This window comes from Pseudomonas sp. GGS8 (genome assembly GCF_024168645.1).
Classification (GTDB): domain Bacteria; phylum Pseudomonadota; class Gammaproteobacteria; order Pseudomonadales; family Pseudomonadaceae; genus Aquipseudomonas.
This window is the reverse complement of record NZ_JALJWF010000001.1, coordinates 2,050,620-2,073,184: the sequence shown is the minus strand read 5'-3', so window position 1 is coordinate 2,073,184 and position 22,565 is coordinate 2,050,620. Positions and strand designations below refer to the sequence as shown.

The following is a 22,565-nucleotide window of genomic DNA, read 5'->3' as shown; positions in this document are numbered from 1 at the left end:
TTCTGAAAGGATTCCATCATGCGCCATGCGCTAGCTCTCTCGCTGGTCGCCCTACTCTTGGGCGGATGTGCCAGCAACCCTGCCGACCGCGACATCAGCGGCACCTGGATCAATCAGGTGGCGATCGATGCTGCCTCCAAAGGCGGCTCCCTGCGCGAAGCGCTCCAGGCCTATGGGCCGAACCTGGAATGGAACGTCAACACCAAGGCCGGTCAGGCGCGCTACACCAATGGTTTTGAAAACGTCGAAGGCAAGCTGCTGGGCGAAAAGTCAGGCGCCTGGAAAGTCGACTTCTACGGCAGCACCGCCAGCGAGCTGAAGCGTGATGGCAAGCAACTGAACCAAGTCGCCAGCGAAAACGAACCAGAGCAGCTTTTCGACCGTGCCCAGATCCCGGTCCCGGACGGGGCACCGATCGGTGCCAGCTTCGAGCGTGCGCTGTACTCGGCTTACATGGGCGGCAGCTGGAAAATCATCAACGGCCCAGGCGAAGGTAGCACCGTGCAGTTTCAGGCAGATGGCCAAGTGTCCGGCCTGCCCGGCGCCGACCGTTATGCCCTGTGCCTGACCGGCGATTGCGCTTCGATGAGTATCGGTAACGACAACATCTGGCTGCAACTCAATGGCCAGGGCAATACCTGGATCTTCGCCCGCAAAGGCAACGATCTGGAACTCTTTCAAGCCGTGAACACCGCCTTGGCAGACGAAATGCCACAGTTCGCTGCCGGCGAACGCAAATGGTTGCTCAAAAAGCAGTAACCCGGAGCTGAAGCCAACAGATAACCCTGTGGGAGCGGGCTTGCCCGCTCCCACAGTTATTGTGTGTCACTGGATTTCAGCAGCGACCTTCGAGAATCGCGGCATAGCCTTCGCGGAAACTCGAATACTTCGGCGTCCAGCCCAACGCCTTCGCCCGGGCATTGCTGCAGCGCTTGCTGCCGGCACGACGCACACTGGCGTCATCGGCCCATTCGGTCACGCCCAGGTATTCACGCAACCAGCCCACCACCTCTGCCATGGGCGCAGGCGCATCATCGACACCAATGTAGTCATCATCCAGCGTCACGCCGCGCCGATCCGTCTCAAGCAAAAACGCCAGCAAGCCCGCCGCGTCGTCGACGTGAATGCGATTGGCGTACAACGGGGGGTCGATCGCCACGCGATAACCGCGACGAACCTGAGTCAGTAGCCACTCTCGACCCGGACCATAAATACCGGTCAGGCGCACGATACTGGCCGGAATACCGCTATCACGCGCCACCTGCTCGGCCTCCAGCATCAAACGCCCCGAGTAACCGCCTGCTACCGTCGGCGAGGTTTCATCGACCCACTCACCGTCCTGCTGGCCATAAACACTGCTGCTGGACACAAATAGAATGCGCTTTGGCTGCTGACCATGTTGTTTCAACCAGCCCAGCACATGCTGCAAGCCTTCGACATAAGCGGCGCGATAGCCCGCCTCGTCGTGGTCGGTAGCCGCGGCGCTGTACACCAGATAATCCAGTGATGCGGTCGGCCAGTCAGCCGGGCATTGCGCGCTGAACAAGTCACCTGCAACGCCCACCACCCCCGCAGGCAAGCGCGACACATTGCGGCGCAGGCCATAAACCTGCCAGTGCCCGGCCAGCAATTGCGTAGCCAGACGGCTGCCGACATCACCGCAGCCGGCGATCAAAACAGAAGGCGCAGACATCAGAAAACTCCCTCAAGAAAGGTACAGACTAGCGCCCGAAATGAATGAGCAGCTAGCAATGGAGGAAAAAAAGAGAAGCTATTACTTTTGTTAACAAGAATTAATTGCAATAATGCCAGCCACTTTTGTTCTCGGCCTTACGAGGCCTGGAAGAGCATCTACCGTTTTTTCTTTCTCAGGTCCGGCCAGCATGACACCCAATCAATTCCCCGCTTCGCCAACCAAACGACCTCGCGCCTGGAGCGCGGTAGCCGCCCTGCTGCTCAGCCTGATGCTGGCGCCGACCGCCACATTCGCCGATGCACAAGCGCCGGCCACACCGCCTGCTGCCACTCAAATACCAGCCGTTCAAGCCGCTCCTGCCGCGACCGATTCGGTCCAGGCCGTAGACGCCACTGACACCCCGCAAGCTCTCGAAGCCGACAACTCCCTGGGCATGGCTCACGACCTGTCGCCATGGGGCATGTACAAGAACGCCGATATTATCGTGAAAATCGTGATGATCGGCCTGGCCATCGCCTCGATCATCACCTGGACCATCTGGATCGCCAAGGGCTTCGAACTGATCGGCGCCAAACGTCGTCTGCGCGTTGAAATCACCCACCTGAAAAAGGCCGGCACCCTTAAGGAAGCCAGCACGACGGCGGCCAAGGAAGGCACCTTGGCCAATCTGCTGGTCCATGACGCGCTGGAAGAAATGCGCCTGTCGGCCAACAGCCGCGAGAAGGAAGGCATCAAGGAACGCGTGAGCTTCCGCCTAGAGCGCCTCGTCGCAGCCTGCGGTCGCAACATGAGCAGCGGCACCGGCGTGCTGGCCACCATCGGCTCCACCGCGCCGTTCGTCGGCCTGTTCGGCACCGTGTGGGGCATCATGAACAGCTTCATCGGCATTGCCAAAACCCAGACCACCAACCTCGCCGTCGTGGCTCCCGGTATCGCCGAAGCTCTGCTGGCGACCGCGCTGGGCCTGGTGGCAGCGATTCCTGCGGTGGTCATCTACAACGTCTTCGCCCGCTCCATCGCCGGTTACAAGGCGCAAGTGTCCGACGCCTCGGCAGAAGTCCTGCTGCTGGTCAGCCGTGACCTCGACCACCTGCCGCCCGAGCGCGGCTCGCAACCGCACATGGTGAAAGTGGGGTAATCGGCCATGGGCCTGCATTTGAAAGAAGGCGCAGACGACGATCTGGCCGAGAACCATGAAATCAACGTCACGCCGTTCATCGACGTGATGCTGGTGCTGTTGATCATCTTCATGGTGGCGGCGCCGCTGGCCACCGTGGACATCAAGGTCGACCTGCCCGCCTCCACCGCCAAACCGGCGCCGCGGCCAGAGAAACCGGTGTTCCTCAGCGTCAAAGCTGACCAGCGCCTGTTCCTCGGCGAAGACGAAGTGAAGACCGAAGCCCTCGGCGCCACGCTCGACGCCAAGACCCAGGGCAAGAAAGACACGACGATCTTCTTCCAGGCCGACAAAGGCGTGGATTACGGCGACCTGATGAGCGTGATGGATGCCCTGCGCGCCGCCGGTTACCTGAAGGTCGGCCTGGTCGGACTCGAGACGGCAGCCAAGAAATGATCAACACGCGCCAAAAGCTGACGCGTTACAGCGGTAGCCTGGCCGTGGTGCTGGGTGTCCATGCGCTGGCCATTGCGCTGGCGCTGAACTGGACGTCACGCCCGCCGATCGAGCTCCCGCCGCAAGCGATGATGGTCGAGCTGGCGCCGATGCCGGCCCCGCCACCGCCCGCACCGCCAAAGGTGATCACACCACCGCAGCCACCGGCGCCGGTGGAAGAACTGCCGATTCCGAAACTCGCTGAAGCGCCGAAGGCCGAGATTGCCGTGCCGAAACCGGTCAAGCCGAAGCCGAAGCCGCAACCGCCCAAGCCTGTGGAGAAAAAGCCGGAGCCGCCGAAGGAAAAACCGTCGGAGGCAAAACCGAGCGACGCGCAGCCAACCCAGGCGCCGACGGAGAAATCCGCTCAGCCGGCCCCCGGCCCATCGCCCGCGCAACAAGCGGCCAAGGCCAGTTGGCAAGGCACCCTGCTCGCGCACTTGGCCAAGTACAAGAAATACCCCGCCAGTGCCCAGGCGCGGGGCAAGGAAGGTTTGAACCGTCTGCGCTTCGTGGTGGATGCCGAAGGTAACGTGTTGTCATTCGAACTGGTGGGCCGCTCCGGCAACGCCGATCTGGACCGGGCTACCCTGGAAATGATCCGCCGCGCCCAGCCGCTGCCTAAGCCACCGGCCGACATGCTGAACAACGGCTCCATCGAAATCGTTGCACCGTTTGTTTACTCGCTGGAACGTCGACGCTAAGACGCAATACAAAAAACCTGTGGGAGCGGGCTTGCCCGCGATGAGGCCATCACATCCAACATCTTTGTTGACCGTTACATCGATATCGCGGGCAAGCCCGCTCCCACAGGTTATGCAACAACCATAAAGGCACCAAAAGGTGCCTTTATGCATATCTGGAAACGGCAAACCTGCATTGCCCAGTGTCACTCAGCACACTCAGTCTGATAACGTGCGTCTATCGATTGCAGCCGGTATGCTTGGCCCGCAACTTCATGGACGCTTGCTATGACTCTCACAGAATTACGCTACATCGTTACCCTCGCCCAAGAGCAACACTTCGGCCACGCGGCCGAGCGTTGCCACGTCAGCCAGCCAACCCTGTCGGTGGGCGTGAAAAAGCTTGAAGACGAACTCGGTGTGCTGATTTTCGAGCGCAGCAAGAGCGCCGTGCGCCTGACTCCGGTCGGCGAAGGCATTGTCGCCCAGGCACAGAAAGTCCTGGAACAGGCCCAAGGCATCCGCGAACTGGCCCAGGCCGGCAAGAACCAGCTGACTGCACCGCTCAAAGTCGGCGCGATCTACACCGTCGGCCCGTACCTGTTCCCGCACCTGATTCCACAACTGCACCGGGTCGCCCCGCAGATGCCGTTGTACATCGAAGAAAACTTCACCCACGTGCTGCGCGACAAACTGCGCAACGGCGAGCTCGACGCGATCATCATTGCCCTGCCGTTCAACGAAGCCGACGTGCTGACCTTGCAGCTCTACGACGAGCCGTTCTACGTCTTGATGCCGGCCCAGCACCCGTGGACGCAAAAAGAATCCATCGACGCCGCCCTGCTCAACGACAAGAGCCTGCTGCTGCTCGGCGAAGGCCACTGCTTCCGCGATCAAGTGCTGGAAGCCTGCCCGACCCTGGCCAAAGGCAACGACGGCGCCAAGCACACCACGGTGGAATCCAGCTCGCTGGAAACCATCCGCCACATGGTCGCCTCCGGCCTGGGCATTTCGATCCTGCCGCTGTCGGCGGTGGACAGCCACCACTACGCCCCCGGCGTGATCGAAGTGCGCCCACTGAGCGCGCCGGTGCCGTTCCGCACCGTGGCCATCGCCTGGCGCGCGAGCTTCCCGCGGCCCAAGGCGATTGAAATCCTCGCCGACTCCATTCGCCTGTGCTCGGTGGCCAAGCCGCCAGCGCCGGTGGTGGCCGGTTAAGTCGCGGTCATGACCGAGTTGTCGCAAGTGTCGGTGACGGCACTCAAGGGTGTCGGCGAAGCCATGGCCGAGAAACTGGCCAAGGTCGGCCTGGAGAATCTCCAGGACGTGCTGTTCCACCTGCCGCTGCGCTATCAGGACCGCACCCGCGTGGTCCCGATCGGCCATTTGCGACCCGGGCAAGACGCGGTGATCGAAGGCACCGTCAGCGGCGCCGACGTGGTCATGGGCCGGCGCCGCAGCCTGGTTGTCCGTCTGCAGGACGGCACCGGCGGGCTCAGCCTGCGCTTCTACCATTTCAGCAACGCCCAGAAAGAAGGCCTCAAACGCGGCACGCGGATTCGCTGCTACGGCGAAGCCCGGCCCGGTGCCTCGGGGTTGGAAATCTACCACCCGGAATACCGCGCCATCACCGGTGACGAGCCGCCGCCGGTGGATGAAACCCTGACCCCGGTCTACCCGCTCACCGAAGGCCTGACCCAGCAGCGTTTGCGTCAGTTGTGCATGCAAACCCTGACCCTGCTCGGCCCCAGCAGCCTGCCCGACTGGTTGCCAACCGAACTGGCCCGGGACTATCAACTGGCACCGCTGGCCGATGCGATCCGCTACCTGCATCACCCGCCCGCCGATGCCGACGTCGACGAACTCGCCCTCGGTCATCACTGGGCCCAGCATCGTCTGGCCTTCGAAGAGCTGCTGACCCATCAACTGTCCCAGCAGCGCCTGCGCGAGAGCATGCGTGCCCTGCGTGCGCCGGCCATGCCCAAAGCCACGAAGCTGCCAACTCAGTATTTGGCCAACCTTGGTTTCACCCCGACCGGCGCCCAGCAGCGGGTCGGCAACGAAATCGCTTACGACCTCAGCCAGCACGAACCGATGCTTCGGCTGATCCAGGGCGACGTGGGCGCGGGCAAAACCGTGGTCGCCGCCCTCGCCGCGCTTCAGGCACTGGAAGCGGGCTATCAGGTCGCACTGATGGCGCCCACCGAAATCCTCGCCGAGCAGCACTTCATCACCTTCAAACGCTGGCTCGAACCGCTGGGCATCGAAGTCGCGTGGCTGGCCGGCAAGCTCAAGGGCAAAAACCGCGTGGCGGCGCTGGAGCAAATCGCCAACGGAACGCCCATGGTGGTCGGCACCCACGCATTGTTCCAGGACGAAGTGCAGTTCAAGAACCTGGCGCTGGCGATCATCGATGAACAGCACCGCTTCGGCGTGCAACAGCGCTTGGCATTGCGGCAGAAAGGCGTCGGCGGGCGGATGTGCCCGCATCAGCTGATCATGACCGCCACGCCGATCCCACGGACCCTGGCCATGAGCGCCTACGCCGACCTCGACACCTCGATCCTCGACGAACTGCCGCCCGGCCGTACCCCGGTGAACACGGTGCTGGTCACCGACACCCGGCGCGTCGAAGTAATCGAACGGGTGCGCGGCGCTTGTGCCGAGGGCCGTCAGGCTTATTGGGTGTGCACGCTGATCGAAGAATCGGAAGAACTGACCTGCCAGGCTGCCGAAACCACCTTTGAGGACCTCACCGCCGCCCTTGGCGAGTTGAAAGTCGGCTTGATCCATGGCCGCATGAAGCCGGCCGAAAAAGCTGCGGTGATGGCCGAGTTCAAGGCCGGCAACCTGCAACTGCTGGTCGCCACCACCGTGATCGAAGTCGGTGTGGACGTGCCCAACGCCAGCCTGATGATCATCGAAAACCCCGAACGCCTCGGGCTCGCGCAGCTGCACCAATTGCGTGGCCGTGTCGGCCGGGGCAGTGCCGTCAGCCATTGCGTGCTGCTCTACCACCCGCCGCTGTCGCAGATCGGCCGTCAGCGCCTGGGCATCATGCGTGAAACCAACGACGGTTTTGTCATCGCCGAAAAAGACCTCGAACTGCGCGGCCCCGGCGAAATGCTCGGCACACGCCAGACCGGTCTGCTGCAATTCAAGGTCGCGGACCTGATGCGCGACGCCGACTTGCTGCCCGCCGTGCGCGATGCCGCCCAGGCCTTGCTCGAGCGCTGGCCGGATCACGTCAGCCCGCTGCTCGACCGCTGGCTACGCCATGGGCAGCAATACGGCCAAGTGTGAGCACTGTCGCAGTTTCTGGACCCTGGCTTTAAACAAGCTGGTTATACTCCTGCAATTGTTTGAAAACGGATACAGACCATGACAGAAGCTGCCCTCGCCCCTGAAACCCCGCACGCTCCGTCTGTTATTCGGCTGCTGCTCGGCAAGCTGGGCATCGCCTACCAGGAAGTCCTCGACCATCACGGCCTGAACGCCGCACGCAAAGTGCAGGCGGTTTTGCTGGACGATGCCGTCGGCGCGCTCATGGTGCTGTTTCCGCAAAGCCAATTGCTCGACCTCAATCGCCTCGCCGAACTCACCGGCCGCCGGTTGACGGCTGTATCTACTGAACGCCTGGTAAAAATGCTCGGCAAACACAGCCTGAGCCTGCTGCCCGGCTTGCCGGCGCTCACCAGTTCGCCGTGCCTGTATGACGAAAGCCTGCTGCGCGAACCGAAGTTGCTGATCAACTCGGGCGAGCCGGGCGTGCTGCTGGAAATCTCCAGCGACGATTTCAAAACCATGCTCACCAAGGCCAGCGCCGCCAATTTCGGCGAAGCCGTGCACAGCATCCGCCCGAACCTCGACCGCCCCGACGATGACCGCGAGGAAATCACCCAGGCCGTCCAGGCGTTCACCGCGCGGCGCATCCAGCAACGCCTGGAAGCGACCATCGAAATTCCGCCGCTGGCCGAGACCGCGCAGAAAATCATCAAACTGCGCGTCGACCCCAACGCCACCATCGACGACATCACCGGCGTGGTCGAAACCGACCCGGCCCTGGCCGCGCAAGTCGTCAGCTGGGCGGCGTCGCCGTACTACGCCTCGCCGGGCAAAATTCGTTCAGTGGAAGACGCCATCGTCCGGGTGCTGGGTTTCGACCTGGTGATCAACCTGGCGCTGGGCCTGGCCCTGGGCAAAACCCTGAGCCTGCCCAAAGACCACCCGCAACACACCACGCCGTATTGGCAGCAATCGATCTACACCGCCGCCGTCATCGAAGGCCTGACCCGCGCCATGCCCCGCGCCCAGCGCCCGGAAGCCGGCCTGACCTACCTCGCCGGCCTTCTGCACAATTTCGGCTACTTGCTGTTGGCCCACGTCTTCCCGCCGCACTTCTCGCTGATCTGCCGTCACCTGGAGGTCAACCCGCACCTGTGCCACAGCTACGTCGAGCAACACCTGCTGGGCATCAGCCGCGAGCAGATCGGCTCATGGCTGATGCGCTACTGGGACATGCCCGAAGAACTGGCCACCGCCCTGCGCTTCCAGCACGACCCAAGCTACGACGGCGACTACGCCGAGTACCCGAACCTCGTGTGCCTGGCCGTGCGTTTGCTGCGCAGTCGCGGGATTGGTTCCGGGCCGGATGAAGACATTCCCGACGTCCTGCTGGAGCGCTTAGGCCTGACTCGCGACAAAGCCAACGACGTGGTCAGCAAAGTGCTTGAAGCCGAAGTGCTGCTGCGCGAATTGGCCTCGCAATTCAGCCAAGCCTGAAAGCATCGTCGGATCGCCGCCCGGTCTACCTGACCACCTCAAGCCAGGTAGCGCAGCACATATCCCGGAAGAGGCGGAGGAGCAAAGGAAACGTAACCGCTAACAACCACCCGGTTATCCGCCATAACTGTGCACCCCCTGAACATATCGATACCGCTTTCATCGTTGAAGACTGCCCATCCTTTACCCGCAAAGGTCACATCCAGAGAGCCATCGGGAGCATAACGCGCAGTCACGACCGAACTGTTTTCGTCAACAAACGCGCCTCCACCTTGCCCACTGACAACCAGCTTTCCATCCGTTTGCAGAACACAACGCCGCCAGGAAACACCATGCTCCGTGAGATTGGAGAACAGTGGTTTCCCTTTGTTAAAAACAAGATTGAAACTTCCACTGGGGTTTAGCGAGGCAATCAACCCCTCGCGGTGGCCATCGCGGTCTGCGGTCCCCACTGCTACAACACCACCGTCAGACTTCAAGGCCATTGAGCCAAGGTCAAGCCATCGACTGCTGTCAGTGATGGTCACAACGCCGTTCTTATTGTCGCCATAACCCGCATCGACGTTACCGTCCTGGTCATAGCGCATTACATAAGCATCAGGCCATTCACCTGGGCTCTCTCTGCTGAAATCGCCACATACCAGAACTTTGCCGTCTTGCTGAACGACCACACCAGCAGCGTAATTCCAGTTATGAGTAATGTCCGGAAGCTCGACAAGTACAAAACCTTTCCTATTAAACGTTGCGTCCAGTGAGCCATCCTTATTCAGGCGTACTACAATCCCCCTCAAGTAGTTGTATTCGAAAAAAACAGTGCTAACCAAAACAATTTTGCCATCCTGTTGACCGATGGCCACTACCCCGACATCGCCCGCACTTACCGATGATTTCTCAGCATTCTTTTCGTCGTGGCGACGGGTAACAAAACTAGCGCCGGGATGGGCGCGAGAATCGATAAGGTCATAAACATTTAAGGTGACTGCGCCGTCTTTATCAGGCCCTAAGGAAGTGTCCATCTGACCATCCGGAAGTTGGCGAACGACCGCGAGATCGACTGCACCGTCCGAGCGTTCAACGGTGCCGGTAATCAGCCATCCGCCATTTTCCAAAGGACGCAGATGGCGCGCAGAAAACGATAACCCGTCCTTGAAACGGACTTCGACGATTCCCTGATCCCCGAAGTGCGAATCAAACGAGCTGTCCTCATTCAGTCGTGCCACCTTGGTTGGAGAATTCTCTGAGGGCGAAGCGCTGAAGAGCAGCAGTAATTTCTTGTCAGGGAGCGGAAGAACCGAATCAGGAAACCTGCCAACAATTCCTTTGAAGGGCAGCTCAAGAACACCGCCTTTACCGAAGGTTGAATCTAAAAATTCTGCTGATTTTTTGCTTTGTGTCTGGATCATGACCGCGCTCCATCGTGGTGTGAAAGGATGCCCTTCTAGGGACACAATCACAGTGGAGCACGGTGGCATTGCCCAAAACACCTGTCATAAACGACAGTTCAGCATTCATTAAGAGCCAAATGAATGGCTTGTCGAGCCACTGAATCACCCAAAAGGTAAGCCAGATACACCGCCCTGGGCCTTTTCGGTTGCAAATATTGCCCTATTTCCCCGGATTTTGGCCTTTGAGCCAGCAACGACAAGAAGCAAGCGCCCTGCTATGATTTGATGGCAAATAGAGGGCTTTCCCATGACCCAAACAGCTGCTGTCAGCGTTGCAAGCCAAGTCCGCAAGCTTGCTAAAGACAACAAGGTCACTGCTGGACGTGACGGCATGAGTCGTATGGCCGTGTGCATTACCCGTTTGGCTGGCGATGTCGTCGAGTTGGATGGCATCGAACAGTTGCTCGTCAACCTCAAGAGAAAAGGCGTTCTGAGCAAGTCTGAAATCCTGGCGCTCCAAGGGCGCTATCTTCAGGAAAGGCGTGCACAGAAACGCAGCGCATGACTTTTGATCCGTTCGGCGACTTCGAAACTGCTGGATATCTTCAAAACTCGCTGCAACTGAAAGATCCCACCGAAGTAAAAGAGTCAGAGCATCTTTCGTTCGAATTGAGTATCGAAGATGCGCTTGCCTATTTGGCTAAGAAGAAGCCAATCGATTACAAGGCAGTACTCAAAGTTCACGAAATCCTGTTCTCCGGCTTCTATCACTGGGCAGGAAAAGACCGGAACGAGCTTGTCCCTCACCCGGCAGTCTTCAAGGGCTCCTTCGACGATCCCCGCAGCACCGTCTTCGAGCGCCCGGACTCCATCAAAATGTCTGTCGACTATGCGCTTAAACTAGCAGCTGACAAGAAACGCTTCAGAGACCATCCCGGCGGGGTGATGGGTCAGCTGGCTTTCGCACACCCCTTCCTGGACGGCAATGGGCGCACGATTCTATTGGTCTTCATGGAACTCTGTTATCGAGCCGAGTTCGCCATCGACTGGTCAAGGACAAGCAAGGACGACTACCTGCGGGCACTCAGCGCCGAGATCCGAGAGCCTCGCGAGAGGCATCTCGATAACTACCTCAACCCATTCGTAGTCGATATATCCAGTCGTGACGAGTGGCCAGAGACCATCAGTGGTATCAGAGGCCTGGACAAGGAAGACATCACATACGAGAACCTGGACAACCCGCAAGTCCAGCAGATCTACAAGACATACCGGGGCCAGCCACTGGACGCCGGGCCTCCTGAGCCAGATGGCTGAAGAAGCTCCACAGGGGATCACCTAAACCCTGTGGGAGCGAGCCTGCTCGCGATGAATCCAACCCGGTCTACCTGAAAGACTTCATACCTTGGCTTTAGCCTTCGCCTTCCTAGGCTTCAAATACTTGGTCAACCCCTGAAACCAGATCACCAGCGCCGGATTGCCCTTGATCTGAATCGACTTGTCCTGAATCCCCGTCATAAACGCCAGCTGCTTGTTCTTCGCCTGCATCGTGGCAAAGCCATACGCCGCGTCCTTGAACGCAATCGCAAACGCCGGCTCCGCATACACGCCCGACTTGCTGGTAATGCGCTGATCCTTCACAAAGAAATGCCGCGCCACTTTCCCGTCCAGGGTCTGTAGCTGAAACACCAATGCCTTGTCACCCAACTGCTGCTGAAACGCAGGATTAGTCCGACTGGCCTTACCCATCAACAAACCCAGCATCCACAGAAGAAAACGAAATTTCATGCGCACAGCCTCAAAAGAAAAATGAACGGCCGGCGCAGTGTAGCCGCTTCAAGCCAGAACGCCACTGTCGGGTTGCGTTAGAAGAAGATGAACCGCTTTTCCCGCATGATGACCACTAAGTCACGCTTTCCCGCCTCAACCCTGGTCGTTCCCACGCTCCTGCGTGGGAATGCATCCCGTGACGCTCCGCGTCACACCCAACACCCGCCCTACACCTGAAGAAACACATTCCTGTAGGAGCTGCCGAAGGCTGCGATCTTTTGATCTTGATGCCCTCAAACCTCTGGGAAATTTCCTTCAAAACGCCGGGCTGCCCATGAACTAGGCAGCCCTCACCTTCACCGATAACCTCTGTTCGTCGCCGCAAAATCGGTGACTCGGACGTGCAAGTCCGATTCAGGTGCACAATCGTTGGTGGCAATTCATCGAGCGTTTTCCTATGCTCGCGGATCGTTATGGCGGCTGTGCGTCGGAGACCTTCGGGTCTGCCGGGCACCTGGACCGGTCTTGCACACCAACGCACAGCTGCCACCTCTTTCGAAGTGCAAAGCGAAACGGTGTCAGCCTCTTAATTCCAGGAAGTTAACATCTATGATCAAGCCAACACCGAATCCCCCAGAAAACCCAGCCACATCCCCCTACGAATCCTTCGATTCCAGAAAACTCCACGAAGCCGCCGAACGCGCCCTCGACCACCATTTCGCTCCACCCCCCAGCGAAAAACCCAAGCGCAAAGGCAAACTCTTCACCGTCGCCCCCGACATCGACACCGAAGCCCTCCTGGCCAACGCCTCGGAAGACCTGAAGTCCATCAGCGCCATCGCCGCCGACCTGGCCGACGACATCGAAGGCACCCGCCGCTCAGTCGCCCTGGCGCTCAGCAGAATGGCCGATGGGGCTCACCTGATGGTGGAAGGCGCGCTCGATCACCTCGAGTTGAAGGAGTACGGGGTTAAGCCGTAGCAAAATCGCGGACGAAAAAAAGGGGACATTACGTCCCCTTTCTCGATCTTCATTACCAGCCCGGGCTAGCGAAAGTCTTCTGCGCTTTTAGGACGTGACTGCAACCCTTGGAGCGCTGCCCGGTTGATATAAGAATAACTTCCCGCACCGCAACGCTGTCTGAACACAAGCTTGTCATCCTTGAGCACGGTCAGATAACTGACAAAGGCTTGGTTAACGAGGTAGGTGTAAGGACCCGTTTTGAACTTGATAATGTTCAGGTTCACGCTGCCTTCCGACGCATTCACAACAAAGAACTTGCCCTTGGGCGGTAAGGCACTCTTCGGATAGATCATCTCTACTTTTCCCGGCACGCCATAACGGTACTGAACCGAACCGGCCGTAGGCTTGCTGTTTCCACGCGCACAAACAGAAACCGTTTTGCCGCCGTCCAACGGACAGCTGAAGTAAATATCTTCGTCATCCGAGCACAACGTTCCATCCTGCCCGCCCTTCAATGGCGCGGTCTCTTGCGAGACGTGCTCCGGCGTTTGTGCGACATCGGCACAATTGGACAGGCACACCAGCTTCGAAAGATCCGGAACATCGCTTTCAGTAAACAGGTACGTCGCAGAACCGTCGCGGTTGCGGGCGTGATAAACGGGGACGCTGACGGCCAGACCTTTGGCCGATACGGGCAACACAGAATCCTTCCCCGAGACGACCCAGCCTTCAGCACCACCGCACAACTCTTCCAAAGCGGCGTCACTGAAAGGCTCACTGCCTGGGTTTGTGAACGGACTGGAGTTTCCTCGGCAGTCATAGCCATGCCAATACGGCCCCGTCTCAGCCATGTCTATCGAAAAAATATACGCGCCGTCGAGCACCACCCTGCCGTTGTTATAGGTAAAAACCAACCAACGACGCGACTTCGCCTGGGAGTAATTTTCGTTCTCGAGGATGTACCGGTCTCCATCTCGATACAGCCCGAAACTACTCATAGCCCCGGCCGACTCCGCAGTCTCGGACAGTCGCTTCCCGGAGGCGACGTCCACCAGGAAAAAATTGCTATCGAGCCTCAACACGCAATCGCTACCAGCACTCTCGCAGGACTTGAGTGCCGGAAACATCGGTTGCGCAGCCACAGGCAAAGAACAAAGTAACAACGCCAGCAACAGTAATTTTTTCAACATGCCTCCCTGGTTACAAACTCATTCCTGATCGAACAAAACGCTGCCGCTCGGTAACGCCTCCTGCGTTTTTAAAGCGAATAATCCATCACTTCTTCCAGCCGCCAACATTGCCCACGAACAAACCGGTACTCGAAGACATAGTCGGTATCCGGCTTCTGCAGGATCGCCGTGGCGTTGTTGCCCCGCTCTTCCTTGACGGTCAACGTAAGACCATCGGCCTCTCGTTTCACGCGATCCGGGATGATAGGAAACTTGAGCTGATCGCCGCTAACGCTGCGCTTTTCCATCTCAGGCTCGGGATCTCCCGCCACAGTCGTGACCATTTGCAGCGGCTGTTGGACGAAGGCTTTTTGCACGTCTGTGCGCTCGGAGAAGGCTGCGAGGAACGTGGAAAATTCGGTTGAGGGACAAGTGACATTAGCCGCGTCACCACCGGTTTTCAGAGGTTCTCGGATCAGGCCAAGTTGTTGTTTCTGATCCGCAATCATCTTTTCATCCTGGGCCGCCAGAAATTTCTTAATACTCGCCGCATCGTTGTATGCGCACGCCACGTCTATCCCTTTATCCAAATCGCGACCTTCGTAACAGTTTTGCAATTCCGGGGGATAGGCATTGCCGCGCAGAAACTCCAACGACAATCGGTCGCCATTCTTCACGAGGTGCAGCTCCTGGGTTGAATAGGAAACACCTTGGAATCCATTGTTCGACTCAGGTGTTTCCGTCAGAACAAACATGGACTTCCCCGCTCGCTCAGGGAATTTGCGCTCGAAGAAGAACACCGAGGCAATTTGTTCGCCTTCGACCTTCCACACATAATTCAGCGAAGGCTTCATCGCATTCATGGGTGCGTAGAAAATTTCAGCATCCGGCACATGCACGCCCCCAACCTGACCTTTAAGGTTGTTCTTCAAAAAGAACACCGTGATCTTTTGATCACCCAACGAAGCAACCACCGGCGGATGCAGCTCGCCGATGGTTTGTGAGTCACTTGCCGATGCCGGTTGAGCCGACAAACCGGCCATGCATCCGAGCGCAGCAATAAAACTTAAGAGCCTGGCCAATTCCACCCACTTCCCTATTGATCAATCTTCAAATGTTTACGCTGATGGTTTCACGCTGCCTCAGGTGCGCCGCACTTCAGTTCTTTGATTTGCTCATTCTGAATCGGAATCACGCAGGCGAGACGCTTCTCTCCGTCCCCACGAAGCTCGAACAAGCTGAGCGTCAGGTGTAAACCATCGGCAGCAAATGCATGATCCTCAAACAACGCACTGGCATAGCCATCCCAAAACGATTTGCCGTCAAAACTGCAGAACCGCTTGGAGGAAAGCACTCTCCAACCGCCGTTAGGCGCCAGAATCTGAACCGTCAAACAAGGGCTGCCAAAGGTGCTGACATAACGCGCTACGACATCGCCGAAGCGCTGGGAGCCGGACAGGAACACCTTGTTGAGATCAACCACATTACCCGGCTCATCAGCGACGATAGTGTCCAGATAAGCCGCACGCTCCAGGCTCATTCTGGCCATGCAGTTGTTGATAGTCGTAACATGCAGCGCCACACCGGGCTCGCTTTCCGTGGCTTCGAGCGGGCACGTGGTGTCGCGCAGCTTGATCCACGCGCGCTGGGCCTCTCTGGCCATCGCCATCAACGCCTTGCCCTGTTCAGGGTCGCGCCGCTGCTGAGACTCGAACCGCGCTAGCAGTTTCTTGTAACTAGCATTGAGCTGTGCGTCGGCTTCTTTGCGTGCCGCTTCCACGCACAGATCGATCTGCCAGCTCACAGTGGTCTCTTTGCATTCGTCCTTGGCCATCGCGATGGAGGCAAACAGGCATCCAAAGGACAACGCGATACAGCGCACAAACATATTCAATTTTTCATTCCCTGAATTACAGATCGCTCAACTACACGTTGCGGAATTTTCTGCGCCTTGCCGTCGGCGCTCATCGCGTCGCGGTATTGGCTGTAATAGCGCTGCGCTTCGTCTTTGCGACCAAGGCGCCACAGTGAATCGGCGATGTTCAACATCAACACTGTGCGTTTACCGACCGCCTCAACGCCTCGATAAAATTTCAGTGCAAGCGCATCGTTACCACCCTCGGCCAAGTAGAAACCCAAGTCATTGAACGCCTGAACATTACGCGCCGGGGGATGACACGCCATGTAGGACTCCGGACTCAAAAAGCTCAGGCTCCATTCGATGGATTCCGCGCGGGACTGCGCCGGCTCGATGTCCACGGCATGCCTCAACAAGTCCTTTGGGGGGTTCGTCTCCAGGACGGGATTGAACACTTCACCGTCGTTGGAAACCCACTGATTGCCCACCCATTTACCGACACAAAAGCTGGCAGAACGCTCAGCCAGCACGCAACCGGTCTCCATCGAGATCACATCGCAATGCTGTTGCGACACCAGTTTTTCTTCACCACTCTCGACCGACAACATGCCGAAGCTCACCGGGTCGAGCAACAAGGTTTTCTTGTCAGGACTGAGCAAATCGGGGTGTGCATCGGCGCCAATATCGGGGCCGAAGAGCGGGAAAGTTTTGCCGTTTGCGGTGAACCAAGCGGTCGCCGACTCCACACCGGGCATCGTCCATTCTGTCGCCCGAAACGTCACTGTGTGCCCGCCGACACCTACTATTGGCAGGTCTTCGGCAAAGGCACTGGTGGCAAACAGGCTGCCGAACATCAACACCCACTTAAGGCTGGCCATAAACGATCCTTTTCACTGCAGGGCTTTCCGATTGCAGTTGTCTCTTCGTGACGCCATAAGCCTTGATCAGCCCTTCCCAGGAGCCTTTCGAACCAAACGATCGATAGTTATTGTCGTAGCTGTACTGCTCCAATCGCCCGACCGTCGAGTAATAACCGTGCCACTCGGGGCAGGCACCACAACCGCCGTAGCCGCCTATCGCAACAAGGCTGCCCTTGGTTCCTTTCACGCAATCCATCGCCACTACCACGTGACTCAGCATCTTCGTCTTCGCACCGTCGGACGTGAGCTGTGAAACTTTGTCGATGTTGCGCCGAAGCACTTGGCCGCCAATGTTGATTGTCTGGTCGGAGCAGACCGGGATTAAGTGAGTTTCACTGTCCTGCACCGTCACGGATCGACAGGACGACACCAACACCACCTCAACGCCACCACATTGCATGACATCACGTTGGGTGTAGGCATCCGAAGGCGCGGCGAAGGCTGGAAACGAGAGCAGCAGCAAAAGGCTGCCCGCGAGAAGACGCTGATTCATTGAAAACTCCCTTTCACCGTTAACTGGCCTGTTTTTTCGCGAGGCACTTTGCATAGCCGTCGGCGAATTGGGCATCGAATGACAGTTCCACCGGTTCTTCCAGTTCAGCCGAGGTATTGAGCAACACTCGGGTGGCCGGGATGTATTTGATCCAGCCGATGGTCCCGGTGCCGTCCGTGTCATAGAGCACCTTGGCCCGCACGGTTTCTCCGTCGTCATCGTCAATCAGCAGGTTGACCTCGTCCTTGCCGACATAGCGGAACGGGAAGTTGCTGCTCCTGACCATCTCGGTGAGGTAGCCGTAGCAACTTCCTGCTTCGGCAGTTGCCGGGATGGCGTAGGCAAGGGGCAACAGTAAAAGAGCATTCAGCGTGGGCCGAATGGAAAAGCGGTTCATCCAATCATCCTTAATCAAGCGGCGGTGATTACAACTCTTTGAATGTCAACAGCCGGAACTCGTTACTCACACACTCGTAGTAGCGAGCCCTGTTGCAGCTTTCTCACGCTGTAACTCCGTATATGGGGTACATCATTGGGCTGCTTTCTAAAAAACAATACTGCGCACCGCTGTTTTGATTTGTTCAAACCCTTCGGCGCTGATAGCCAAAGGAGTGGATGAGCCTGACTCTGCTGAGCCGATCAGTACGCTTTCGCCCCTGAGCAAGCAGAAAGCAACGCGAGTGATGTGACGTCGCGACTTGTCATGGAAACCGAAGATGAACCCAGATGACTTCTCCCCACCCAGTGCCTCGAAGGTGTAGCTTTTCTTGGGGCCCGCCAGCGACGTGGGCTCCCAACCGTGATCGGTCAGGGTCGCCGGGCATCTGCGGTCGTTGTCATCACGTAGGACTTGCAGCGCGATGGAGTCATCTTCCGGGGGCTTCCGGGCCGTGAGCCGGGAGAAGCTGTCGGCGTTTTCACACATCGCGCCAAACCACGGCTGACTCAGGTTGCCGGACTTCTCGAAATGCCAGTCATAGCCGCTCGACGTTTCCGCCTGCCATAAACCAGGCGCGCGGGCCCCAGCGGGCAGTTGTTTACCCGCGACAAACACCAGATAAAAGCGTTCGAACGTCAGCCATTGGTCTTGCAACAACGGCATGGAGAACCGGCACGTATCCAGCTCGACAACAGCCTCGGTCGGACCGTGTGCAACCGTCGACTGGCCTGACTCACCGCCGACCACCACGGCATCGGCGGCGAGGGCTGTCTGCGTCAGCGCAACCCAGCCAAGTAGCGAACCCCGCAGCCATGAAGACTTGATTAAGCCCATCAACCGACATCCCTGTGCATAACGTTATCGACGACTGCTCAACAGCAGTCGGTTCATCCTTTGTTCGCTGGAGTGATCAGCTTCAACTCACCATCGCGGTACACCACCTCACACCCCAGCCACGCCGGATCAACCTGCGGCATCACCGCCGAGGGCTTGCGCAGTTCACGCAACAGCGTCGAGCCGTGAGACAACCGCCCGCCCATTCGCGCAATCACCGCCCGCGCAGCCTGATAGTGGGCATGACGCCCCGGATCGAGGGTGTCTTCCAGCAAGATGTCAGCCCCAAGAATGCCCCGCACCTGCCCCGGATAAATCATGAACCCCGTCGCCTGCTCCGTGCCTTCGCGACCGTCCTGCCAGAAGCTGCCGTCGCGGGTACGAACGTCGGGATGCGGCGCAAACCAATGCTCGCGATCTGCCAGCGGCATGGCGTGATGGAGGCGGAAGAAGATCCGCATGAGATTGTCGCGATACCACTCACGCACTTGCAGGTAGTAGCCGCGCAGGCCCGGCAAGCCAGTAACGTGCGCCAGACGTACGAATCCGGACCATTGCGCGAATGCCTGCAACGGTAGATCGGTCGGCGCAGGCCGCAACGTTGCGGGATCGGTTTCCCAGGGTAGCCGATGGGGGCTGTTTTCGAGGTCGTTGTAAGCAGTCGGCGGGCGCCCCAGCCAATCACCACCACTGCTGGCCAGTGCCGTGGCGATGCACAGATTGCCTTGCACCACGAACACATAAAATCGGGTGAACCAGTCGGCCAGTTGCTGGCCGTCGGCGCCTTGGGCGATGAGCTCGGACAGTTCCCCGTCGAAGCGCCGCAAGCCATGCTCAAGGCTCAGCAAATGCCCGCGAGCAACGCGCTGCATACGCAGGAATAACGGCAGCGAACGTAACATCCGCAGCGGTCGCCAAGGCAGATGCGGAATCGCACCACCGACTTCGCCGGCGTAGCTGTTGGCAGAGAGGCCCCATTCTGCGAGTCGTGCGAGAAACAGATCGTTGTTGATGTACGAGGCGCCACCGAACACGGCCGTAAAGGGCTCGTTATCCTGCAACACCCGCGAATCCCAACGCGCCATGATCGCCGGAATACTTGCCGCCGCACGCCGCTGGGCGTACTCCACCAAGCGGCTCGGTTGCGGCGGTAGGATCTCGGCGATGTTGGCGGCGGTCAGGTGCCGGCGCCAGCCGTAATCGCTGATCGGCCGGTATTGCAGCAACCAGAGTTGCGTACCGTCCCAGGCCCATTCGACGTCGCCGGGCACGTAGTGAAAAACCCGCAACACGCCTTGTAAAAAGCGCCACAACCGGTCAGCCGTCAGGCCATTGGAGGGCTTGAAGGTGCCGCTACTCCACGAGTCGCCGAGGCGGGAAAGGATCGCCCGCTCGGGGCTCGCCTGACCATCGGCCAACGACTCAAGATGACCTTCGACCCATTCAAGTTCCACCGACAGATGACGCACAAAAGCGATCCCGGACAGCTGCGGTGTGATGAAGCGCTGCACCACCACTTCTTCCACACCCGCCGCGCTCAGCTCGGCAATGCGCGCGGGCACGTTGGCCGCCGGTTCCCGCAGAAATGTGGTGCTCAGCCCGGCATTCGCCGCATCGGCTTGATCCTCGCCATAACTGGAGGAACGCACCGCCCACGTGGCGTCCGGTTGGCTGGCGAGAAATGCCGGCAGACGTTCATCGTGGCAATCATTGAGAGACAGCGCCGGCGGCACCGCTTGCCCGGCCAACTCGGCCAGACGCAAACGGCCGCCCTTGGTGTGCGCGACGAATCCGCGCTCGCCCGACTCCAGCCACGCGGCGAATTCGGCCGGCGAGTCGATCCACGGGTAATGACCCCAACCGGTTTTCAGGCTGATAGTCAGATCAGCGCGAGCCAGAATCGCCGACCATGCGGCAGCCTGTGCGATGCCCAGTACATTGTCCTGATCGCCCCAGATCAGCTCGACCGGATCGGTGATCCACTCCAGCAGCGGCAACGCGGTGTCGGCCCGCACCAAGTCCCAGTGCGGCACAAACGCGCGGCAGCGGGCATAGCCAGCGCCCATGCGCTGGTACTGCCCGGGTGTCCAGGTCTGGTTGGAGAACTTGCGAGCGAACAGCGTCGGTTTGTTCGAGAGCAGCCAGTGAATGGTTTTGCGAATCGGCAATGGCGACATCAGCGCCGGCAACCGTCGTTGCCACAAAAACGCGCCGACCGGCGCCAGCAATACACTGCGGCAAAAGTGCCCCGGCTGACGCTGCAGCGCATGCAACACCAGCAACGCATTCACCCCGACCGCCATGATCGCGCTGCCCTTGACCGTCGCCGCTAACAACGCCTGCGCATAAGCCGCGAGGTCTTCGCAGGGCGCTTGCGGGTTGGCGCCGAAGCCCGGCAGTTCCAGCGGCACCACCTCGTAGCGCTGAAAGTGCGGCAGCGCGTCATCCCACCAATCGGCAGCACTGCCGTTGCCGGCCAGCAGGTACATCAGCGGCTTGCTCATGGGTGATCCTCAGGCCAGATCGCGCAGGGCGGCGTCGAGGGTTGGATAGCGGAACGTGTAGCCCGCCTCGCTCAAACGCTCGGGCACCACACGCTGGCCGTCGAAAAACAGTTGAGCCATTTCCCCCGCCAGCGCACGCACCGGCGCCGCCGGAATGTGGAACCACACCGGGCGCTTCAAGACCTTGCCGACCTGCTCGGCAAACGCTGCCTGACTGACCGTATCCGGCGCCACCAGGTTGTAAGTGCCGCTCAAGCTCTCATCATCGAACGCGCGTGCGATCACTTGAATCACATCGTCGCGATGCACCCAGCTCATGATCTGCTGACCATCGCCCATGCGTCCGCCAAAGCCCAGGCGAAACGGAATCAGCAACGGCAACAACGCACCGCCCGGCCCGAACACCACGCCGAGGCGCATCACCACCTGACGCACACCGAACTCAGTGGCCGGTTGCGCGGCCGTTTCCCATTGCGCGCAGAGTTCGGCCATGAAGCCGTCGCCCTTGGTCGATGTTTCATCGAGACGTTCGCTGGCATCGCGCACGCCGTAGAAACCAATGGCCGAGGCCTGAATCCACAGCGCCGGTTTATGCGTGGCATTTTTCAGCCAAGTCATCAGCGCTTCGGTGGTGTTGACGCGACTGGCGATCAGTTGCGCCTGACGCTTGGCGCTCCAGCGCGGCCCGGCCACTGGCGCACCGGCCAGGTTGATCACCACGTCGAAGGTTTCGTTGTAACCGAGTTTGCTCAGCGAACGCAGGCAACGGGCGCGGCCGTCAAACAGGTACGCCGCTTTCAACGGATCGCGGGCCAACACGCTGACGGTGTGGCCGGCATCAAGCAATTGATTGACCAAGGCTTCACCGATAAACCCGGTGCCACCGGTCACCAGCACCCGTTTGTAAGCTCCGCCAGCGAACGGATTAGACGGTTTACCTTCGCGCTGCATGCGCAGCGCCGCCAGTCCGTCACGAATACCCGAGGCCGTAACGCCGATAGCGAACAGCGTCAGCAACCAGCCACGCCAGCCGAAATCGATAGCGCTCAGGCCGGTAGGCAAATTCGCCCACTGCGCCAATTGCACCCCGTACAAAGCAAAAAACGCCCCGCCGTTCACCGCCAGCACGGTATGCATGATGCGCTCGATGGCCGGCAACTTGCGGCTGCGGTCCTCGACCACGAAGTCCCAGAGCGTCAGGCCGATCTCCAGCGCAAACAGCAGCGCAATCACAATCGCCCACGTGCCGTGGAATGCCAGATGCGCCATGCCCAGAAACAGAATCCCGTAGAAGCACGAGCGCATCGCATGGATCGACAACTCCAGCCGGGCACTGTGGCGATACGGCAACGCCACCGTCAGTTCGTGGTGATACAGGGTATCGAGCGCACCCAGGCAGGCCTGGGCAATCAACAGAGCAATCGCCCAATCCAGGAGAGAAAAGTCAGGCATGGTTGGCA

The 22,565-nt window shown here is 59.2% G+C and carries 22 protein-coding genes; 10 read left to right on the top strand and 12 right to left on the bottom strand.

Translation table 11 applies throughout. From position 1 onward, the window contains the following. The first annotated feature begins 18 nt into the window (after positions 1–18). Positions 19–759 (top strand): hypothetical protein, encoded by a 741-nt coding sequence (locus J3D54_RS09105; protein WP_253417606.1) that lies wholly within the window; start codon positions 19–21, stop codon positions 757–759. Between the two features lie 76 nt (positions 760–835). On the opposite strand, the gene J3D54_RS09100 is transcribed toward J3D54_RS09105, so the two are convergent. Further along, a complete protein-coding gene (locus tag J3D54_RS09100; protein WP_253417605.1) occupies positions 836–1,693 on the bottom strand; it encodes an SDR family oxidoreductase in 858 nt (285 codons plus the stop codon). Positions 1,694–1,883: 190 nt separating this feature from the next. Here J3D54_RS09100 and exbB point away from each other — a divergent pair, with 190 nt between their 5' ends. The 6 genes from exbB (at position 1,884) to J3D54_RS09070 (ending at position 8,773) form a co-directional block, all read left to right on the top strand. Continuing rightward, on the top strand, positions 1,884–2,834 hold the full coding sequence (gene exbB / locus J3D54_RS09095; protein WP_253417604.1) for a tonB-system energizer ExbB: 951 nt from the start codon (positions 1,884–1,886) through the stop codon (positions 2,832–2,834). Between the two features lie 6 nt (positions 2,835–2,840). Next, positions 2,841–3,269, top strand: a complete 429-nt coding sequence (exbD, locus tag J3D54_RS09090) for a TonB system transport protein ExbD (protein ID WP_007934588.1) — start codon at positions 2,841–2,843, stop codon at positions 3,267–3,269. Beyond that, positions 3,266–4,012, top strand: coding sequence for an energy transducer TonB (locus tag J3D54_RS09085; protein WP_253417603.1), 747 nt, complete (start codon positions 3,266–3,268; stop codon positions 4,010–4,012). The genes exbD and J3D54_RS09085 overlap by 4 nt, the downstream gene beginning before the upstream one ends. 267 nt (positions 4,013–4,279) lie before the next feature. Then, entirely contained in the window at positions 4,280–5,209 is a 930-nt protein-coding gene (locus J3D54_RS09080) for a hydrogen peroxide-inducible genes activator (RefSeq protein ID WP_008007618.1), read from the top strand. A 9-nt stretch (positions 5,210–5,218) separates the two neighbouring features. Next, positions 5,219–7,294, top strand: a complete 2,076-nt coding sequence (recG, locus tag J3D54_RS09075) for an ATP-dependent DNA helicase RecG (protein WP_253417602.1) — start codon at positions 5,219–5,221, stop codon at positions 7,292–7,294. 78 nt (positions 7,295–7,372) lie between these two features. After that, a complete protein-coding gene (locus J3D54_RS09070; RefSeq protein ID WP_253417601.1) occupies positions 7,373–8,773 on the top strand; it encodes an aminoacyl-tRNA deacylase and HDOD domain-containing protein in 1,401 nt (466 codons plus the stop codon). Positions 8,774–8,811: 38 nt separating this feature from the next. On the opposite strand, the gene J3D54_RS09065 is transcribed toward J3D54_RS09070, so the two are convergent. Further along, positions 8,812–10,176: a hypothetical protein gene (locus J3D54_RS09065; RefSeq protein WP_253417600.1), complete on the bottom strand. Its 1,365-nt coding sequence runs from the start codon at positions 10,174–10,176 to the stop codon at positions 8,812–8,814. Between the two features lie 289 nt (positions 10,177–10,465). On the opposite strand from J3D54_RS09065, the gene J3D54_RS09060 reads away from it, so the two are divergent. Continuing rightward, positions 10,466–10,723, top strand: coding sequence for a hypothetical protein (locus J3D54_RS09060; protein WP_253417599.1), 258 nt, complete (start codon positions 10,466–10,468; stop codon positions 10,721–10,723). Continuing rightward, complete coding sequence (locus J3D54_RS09055; protein ID WP_253417598.1) at positions 10,720–11,472, top strand: Fic family protein; 753 nt, start codon at positions 10,720–10,722, stop codon at positions 11,470–11,472. The genes J3D54_RS09060 and J3D54_RS09055 overlap by 4 nt, the downstream gene beginning before the upstream one ends. An 81-nt stretch (positions 11,473–11,553) precedes the next feature. Here J3D54_RS09055 and J3D54_RS09050 read toward each other — a convergent pair whose 3' ends face one another. Continuing rightward, positions 11,554–11,943, bottom strand: a complete 390-nt coding sequence (locus J3D54_RS09050) for a helicase (protein ID WP_253417597.1) — start codon at positions 11,941–11,943, stop codon at positions 11,554–11,556. 591 nt (positions 11,944–12,534) lie between these two features. Here J3D54_RS09050 and J3D54_RS09045 point away from each other — a divergent pair. Beyond that, positions 12,535–12,906, top strand: a complete 372-nt coding sequence (locus J3D54_RS09045) for a DUF6124 family protein (protein ID WP_253417596.1) — start codon at positions 12,535–12,537, stop codon at positions 12,904–12,906. A gap of 65 nt (positions 12,907–12,971) precedes the next feature. On the opposite strand, the gene J3D54_RS09040 is transcribed toward J3D54_RS09045, so the two are convergent. From J3D54_RS09040 to J3D54_RS09000, 9 genes are all read right to left on the bottom strand, one after another. After that, positions 12,972–14,078 carry a hypothetical protein gene (locus tag J3D54_RS09040; protein WP_253417595.1) on the bottom strand — a complete coding sequence of 369 codons (1,107 nt, stop codon included), beginning with the start codon at positions 14,076–14,078 and terminating at the stop codon, positions 12,972–12,974. A gap of 68 nt (positions 14,079–14,146) precedes the next feature. Further along, positions 14,147–15,145, bottom strand: a complete 999-nt coding sequence (locus J3D54_RS09035) for a hypothetical protein (RefSeq protein ID WP_253417594.1) — start codon at positions 15,143–15,145, stop codon at positions 14,147–14,149. 44 nt (positions 15,146–15,189) lie between these two features. Further along, positions 15,190–15,945 carry a lysozyme inhibitor LprI family protein gene (locus J3D54_RS09030; RefSeq protein ID WP_253426552.1) on the bottom strand — a complete coding sequence of 252 codons (756 nt, stop codon included), beginning with the start codon at positions 15,943–15,945 and terminating at the stop codon, positions 15,190–15,192. A 2-nt stretch (positions 15,946–15,947) separates the two neighbouring features. Beyond that, positions 15,948–16,769 (bottom strand): type IV pilus biogenesis/stability protein PilW, encoded by an 822-nt coding sequence (locus tag J3D54_RS09025; protein ID WP_253417593.1) that lies wholly within the window; start codon positions 16,767–16,769, stop codon positions 15,948–15,950. Between the two features lie 10 nt (positions 16,770–16,779). Then, positions 16,780–17,328, bottom strand: coding sequence for a hypothetical protein (locus J3D54_RS09020; RefSeq protein WP_253417592.1), 549 nt, complete (start codon positions 17,326–17,328; stop codon positions 16,780–16,782). Between the two features lie 19 nt (positions 17,329–17,347). Next, complete coding sequence (locus J3D54_RS09015) at positions 17,348–17,725, bottom strand: hypothetical protein (protein ID WP_253417591.1); 378 nt, start codon at positions 17,723–17,725, stop codon at positions 17,348–17,350. Positions 17,726–17,872: 147 nt separating this feature from the next. Continuing rightward, positions 17,873–18,601 carry a hypothetical protein gene (locus tag J3D54_RS09010; RefSeq protein WP_253417590.1) on the bottom strand — a complete coding sequence of 243 codons (729 nt, stop codon included), beginning with the start codon at positions 18,599–18,601 and terminating at the stop codon, positions 17,873–17,875. A 53-nt stretch (positions 18,602–18,654) separates the two neighbouring features. Further along, positions 18,655–21,105 carry an alpha/beta hydrolase gene (locus J3D54_RS09005; RefSeq protein ID WP_253417589.1) on the bottom strand — a complete coding sequence of 817 codons (2,451 nt, stop codon included), beginning with the start codon at positions 21,103–21,105 and terminating at the stop codon, positions 18,655–18,657. 9 nt (positions 21,106–21,114) lie between these two features. Continuing rightward, positions 21,115–22,557 (bottom strand): TIGR01777 family oxidoreductase, encoded by a 1,443-nt coding sequence (locus J3D54_RS09000; RefSeq protein ID WP_253417588.1) that lies wholly within the window; start codon positions 22,555–22,557, stop codon positions 21,115–21,117. Between the last annotated feature and the right edge of the window lie 8 nt (positions 22,558–22,565).